5 protein-coding genes are annotated in these 4,045 nt (G+C 33.5%); 3 read left to right on the top strand and 2 right to left on the bottom strand.

The features are described 5' to 3' along the window. The first annotated feature begins 592 nt into the window (after positions 1 to 592). Both ACJMMI_RS04570 and ACJMMI_RS04565 read left to right on the top strand, forming a co-directional pair. Entirely contained in the window at positions 593 to 787 is a 195-nt protein-coding gene (locus tag ACJMMI_RS04570; protein WP_405353959.1) for a ribbon-helix-helix domain-containing protein, read from the top strand. A gap of 92 nt (positions 788 to 879) precedes the next feature. Then, the gene (locus ACJMMI_RS04565; protein ID WP_405353958.1) at positions 880 to 1,662 is read left to right on the top strand and encodes a sulfite exporter TauE/SafE family protein; all 783 of its coding nucleotides are present in this window, start codon (positions 880 to 882) and stop codon (positions 1,660 to 1,662) included. A gap of 75 nt (positions 1,663 to 1,737) precedes the next feature. On the opposite strand, the gene ACJMMI_RS04560 is transcribed toward ACJMMI_RS04565, so the two are convergent. After that, complete coding sequence (locus ACJMMI_RS04560; protein ID WP_405353956.1) at positions 1,738 to 2,424, bottom strand: dihydrofolate reductase family protein; 687 nt, start codon at positions 2,422 to 2,424, stop codon at positions 1,738 to 1,740. A gap of 2 nt (positions 2,425 to 2,426) precedes the next feature. Next, the gene (locus ACJMMI_RS04555; RefSeq protein WP_405353961.1) at positions 2,427 to 3,257 is read right to left on the bottom strand and encodes an aldo/keto reductase; all 831 of its coding nucleotides are present in this window, start codon (positions 3,255 to 3,257) and stop codon (positions 2,427 to 2,429) included. 365 nt (positions 3,258 to 3,622) lie between these two features. On the opposite strand from ACJMMI_RS04555, the gene ACJMMI_RS04550 reads away from it, so the two are divergent. Next, positions 3,623 to 4,045: sugar transferase (locus tag ACJMMI_RS04550; RefSeq protein ID WP_405353954.1), on the top strand; the 423-nt coding region annotated here is incomplete at its 3' end.

Here is a 4,045-nt window from a genome sequence, read left to right as displayed (position 1 = left end):
CAATTTTGGAAACAATATTGATGAAGATATTAAATTTATTAAAAAATAAATATTAATTTGTTTAAGAAAGAGGTTGCTTGATTTTTAAGTCAGCAACCCCTTTATTATTAAGCAATTATATATGATAAACCAAATTTTTCAAATTTTGTAAAATCATCTTTGTTCTCAATATAAAAAATTTCTGACTACTTTTATAGAACAGTCAGCTGAGCAAGAAGTAATATTTGTGAACAGATTTTTGATATATTTGGCAATGTAACAATCCTTAATTTTTAATATATCATCAGGTGTCAATATTTCAATCATTTTCTTTTCCTCAATTTTGTATCTGTGCAGAAAAGTGTAATAGCAGTTTATGTGCTTGTTTGTAGACATTTCTATCGCTACTTTTGTTTTAAGTAAAAACTGAGGTGTTTAATTTATCTGCTGCTTTCTTGATTTTAAATATAAAAGCCATAGAATATTAGTATAGCATTTATGTAAGCAATACCTTTATACACTAAAAGTGTTATTTTTAAAAAAATATTTTAAATATCCTTGATATACTAACGGTAGTATCATATAATTAATTGTAACAAAGGAGTCGAAAAAAATGGAAAATAAAAGAAAAACTTATACATCAACAGATGTCAAACGCAGATATAATGATAAGGTTTATTCAAGAATAACTTTTTCTGCACCAAAAGATTTAGTAGCTGATTTTAAGCAAAAGTGTGCGGATATTGGTGTGTCGCAAGCTCAGATTTTTAAAGAAGCTATGCAGAAATTTATTGATGATAATAATTAATAAAGCAAAGGTTATTTAGCAACATAGCAGAAAAAGCATTTACTTCAACGAATTATACTAAATAGATTTATTGCTTGCGGAGGAAAAATAAAATGGATATTCTGGTAACAATTTTAGTTACATTTTTTGCCGGAATGGGTGCAGGACTTGGCACAGGCTTTGCAGGTATGAGTGCCGCTGCTGTAATCAGTCCGATGCTGATTACATTTCTTGATATGGACCCATATATGGCAGTCGGCATTGCTCTTTCTTCAGATGTACTGGCAAGTGCGGTGTCAGCTTATACATATCATAAAAATAAAAATCTTGATGTCAAAAATGGCTTGATTATGATGGTAAGTGTGCTTGCTTTTACTGTAGTGGGCAGTTATATCGCAAGTATTGTGCCATCGGCAACAATGGGCGGCTTCTCTGTATTTATGACTTTTATACTTGGTATTAAGTTCATTGCTCGTCCTGTTATGACCACAAAAGAGGCTATGCTCGGAGTATCTGCGAAAAAGCGAGCAATCCAGTCTGTAATCTGTGGGATGATAATCGGATTTATCTGTGGCTTTATCGGTGCAGGTGGCGGAATGATGATGTTGCTCATCTTGACAAGTGTACTTAATTATGAATTAAAAACAGCGGTCGGTACAAGTGTTTTTATAATGACATTTACTGCTTTGACGGGTGCAGTTTCTCACTTTATGATAGGCGGAACTCCGGATTGGATTGTGTTTATTTTATGTGTAGTTTTTACTTTGATATGGGCAAGAATTGCCGCCGTATTTGCAAATAAAGCTGAGCCAAAAACTCTTAACAGAGCTACAGGTATAGTGCTTGTGGTACTTGGAATTGTAATAATGGGATTTAAATTAATCAGTGGAAATTAAGAAAAGCCTTGAATTCGTTCTTTGAATTCAAGGCTTTTATAAGTCAACAGAAAATTTTGTTGCTACATTAAATGATTATGCTAATCCTTTTGTTTTGTATCTTAACCAGACTGCACCGCTGTCAAATTTTTCTACATCTGACAAGGTAAGGTGGGTGAGAGGATAGTTCATATCTCGTCCGTCAAAAACAGATGGCATTTCCATTCTGCCGTCAATTCCGGCACCAATCAGAATACTGATTTCATCAAGCAGACCGGCATTAAGAAAGGCTGTATTGATAGCAGGGCCGCCAACTATACTCATACGCTTAACACCAAAGTTATCGGCAAGAATTTTACATGCACGAGCAAGGTCAATTTTTTCTTTACCACAGGCAATCCATGAAATATTTTGCTCGTCAAGATAATTGAGATATTCTTTTGAAACCTGTTCACTTGTAATAATGAGATAAGGCTTTTCCATACCGGAAGCATTATTCCAAAGCAATTTACCATGTGTATCTACAATAATTTCATAACCTTTAGCATTTGCTTTTTTAGAGTAGCTTTCTTTGTTTAAAGGAGTATTGTCTTTTGCAATAAAAACACCCGGTTCAGCCATTTCTAATTCAGCGGTAACTCTGCCGCTCACAGTTGTAGGAGTATTTAAGGCATTAAGAGTAGAATAGTAGTCACTTACTCCCGGAAGTTGAGATGTCATAGCACAGTCTATGCGACCATCTACTGATGTCATCATATGACAGATAATGTAAGGCTTTTTCATAATTACATCTTACCTCCATATACAGGGAATACGCCGCTTTCGCCATAGCTTTCAATGTGCTTGAAATGCTTGAGAGTTTCCATATCGTCTGCGGAAATTTCAAAATTAACCTGTGCGTTGCTTTCCATATGTGCAGGATTAGCAGCTTTTGGAAGAGAAATTGTACCAAGCTGGAGTGTGTAACGAATACAAAGCTGTGGCACTGTCACATTGTAGCGTTTTGCAATTGACTCAATTTCAGGCTGATGCAAAATTTCGCCGTGTGCTATTGGTGAGTAAGCTTCCACAATAATGTTGTTTTTCTCGCAAAACTCAATTAATTCAAGCGGAGTATTGCTGATGTGGAGTAGGATCTGATTTACCATTGGCTTGATTTCGCAAGTTTCCATAAGATTTTTTAAATCATCAATCTGAAAATTAGAAACACCGATTGCACGAAGTTTGCCCTCTTTGTAAGCGTCCTCTAATGCTCGCCATGCGGCACGATTGCCTTCAATATAACGGTCAGCGCTCTGATTAACTTTTGCCCATGGCTGTGGACTATGAATAATCATCATGTCAAGGTAATCAAGACCCATTTTTTCTAAAGTTTCATCAATGCCTTTTTTAGCTTCCTTATAGGTTTTGTGTTCTGCTGAAACTTTTGAAACAACAAAAAGCTCATCTCGTGGGACACCACAATTTCTGATTCCTTTGCCGACACCACGCTCATTTCCGTATGCCTGAGCAGTATCAAAATGACGATAACCAAGTTTTACTGCGGCTTTTACTGCATCTGCCACTTTATTATCATCAATAAACCATGTGCCAAGTCCTAACTGAGGAACTTTAATTCCATTTTATAAAGTTAAAGTATTTGTGTACATTTAAAATAGCCTCCTAAAAATTTTATTGGTTTGAGTTCATTATATAACTTAAAGCTAACTTTAAGTCAAGCGTTTTTATAAAGTTTTTTATAAAAATAATAACCAAATAACCAAATTTTACAACTAATATTATTGCTAATATCACAATATGTTTTTCAAAAATTGCAAAATTATCAAATTTGCTTTGTATAATGTGCATATATTGCAAAAAAATGCTGAATTATTAGATATATTAATCTTAAATATACTTTTATGTTGATATATTGAATTTTGTGTGATATAATTATGAATAAATATAGTGTGTAAGTGTGTGCAAATCAGAGGTTGATAATATGAACAGAGAAAAAACAATTTACAATAGAATAATTAAGCGTATTCTGGATATCATTTGTTCTTTTATGGCAATTGTATTTCTCTCAATAGTTTATTTACCAATTTGTGTAGTTATAAAATGCACAAGCAAAGGTCCGATTTTCTTTAAACAAAAAAGAGTGGGCAAGGATAAAACTTATTTTAATATCCTAAAATTTAGAACAATGCGAATAGATACGCCCAAAGATTGTCCTACGCATTTATTGAAAAATCCCGATCAGTACATAACTAAAGTGGGAAAATTTTTAAGAAAAACAAGCTTAGATGAATTACCTCAAATTTTTAATATATTTAAAGGTGATATGACAGTTATAGGTCCTCGCCCGGCTCTTTGGAATCAAGATGATTTAATAGCAGAGCGAGATAAGTACAATATAAATAGT

It is taken from the genome of Ruminococcus sp. (assembly GCF_045129435.1).
GTDB lineage: Bacteria > Bacillota > Clostridia > Oscillospirales > Acutalibacteraceae > Ruminococcoides.
The sequence above is the reverse complement of the archived record's forward strand: the minus strand, read 5'-3'. Positions and strand labels throughout refer to the sequence as shown.

What these genes read in the sequence shown, in the direction of transcription:
- ACJMMI_RS04560 (WP_405353956.1), bottom strand. Translation starts at nt 2,424, where the DNA reads ATGAAAAAGCCTTACATTATCTGTCATATGATGACATCAGTAGATGGT.
- ACJMMI_RS04565 (WP_405353958.1), top strand. Translation starts at nt 880, where the DNA reads ATGGATATTCTGGTAACAATTTTAGTTACATTTTTTGCCGGAATGGGT.
- ACJMMI_RS04570 (WP_405353959.1), top strand. Translation starts at nt 593, where the DNA reads ATGGAAAATAAAAGAAAAACTTATACATCAACAGATGTCAAACGCAGA.